Origin of the sequence: Bartonella sp. CL71SXKL (assembly GCF_042194935.1) — a bacterium.
In the GTDB taxonomy this organism is placed as follows: Bacteria; Pseudomonadota; Alphaproteobacteria; order Rhizobiales; family Rhizobiaceae; genus Bartonella.
Genome location: NZ_JBHINI010000137.1, coordinates 1 through 601, shown reverse-complemented (window position 1 = coordinate 601; position 601 = coordinate 1). Strand labels below are relative to the sequence as shown.

The following is a 601-nucleotide window of genomic DNA, read 5'->3' as shown; positions in this document are numbered from 1 at the left end:
ATGTAGGCTTCCATGGTCTGATTCCTAGCACAATATTCCCCAGTTAACTGGTTAGCCACCAGTTGTGAATCACAATTGATTTTGAGATGCTTGACTCCCAGCACCTTGGCTTTTTTCAGACCTCTAATGAGTGCTTCATCCTCTGCTTCGTTGTTTGAGGCATCAAACCCCAATCTGATTGCTTGCTCCAGGATCAGACCTTCAGGAGATCTGAGAACAATCCCTATGCCTGCCCCCTTGGCATTGGAGGCCCCATCAACATGAAGGCTCCATACCTGACTTTCTGGTTCTAGCTCTGGACTAAGGCTGAGCTGTTGAACATGCTCGGAAGCCTTAGCAACCTCTGGGATATTCTGCTCTGAATTGTCAAAATTAACAGGATTTGAAATGTTCTCCTCTCCTTGCCCCCCAGTTGGAGCAGGTTGCTTGCTATCTGCTGCAACTAATTCATCAGAGAGTTCTGCAATAAAATCAGCTAGGACTTGTGCTTTGATGGCAGTTCTTGGTTCATATTCAATGTGAAACCTGTTGAGCTCTACTGACCATTTTTCCATTCTTCCTGCTAGGTCTGCCTTTCTGAGAGTAGCTCTGATTGGCCTTG

General features: G+C 46.1%; 1 protein-coding gene. It reads right to left on the bottom strand.

All coding sequences use genetic code 11. The annotated features are described in order from the left end of the window. A partial coding sequence (locus ACFILA_RS09925) for a ribonuclease HI family protein (RefSeq protein WP_375661169.1) occupies nt 1–554 on the bottom strand: 554 nt, incomplete at its 3' end. Between the last annotated feature and the right edge of the window lie 47 nt (nt 555–601).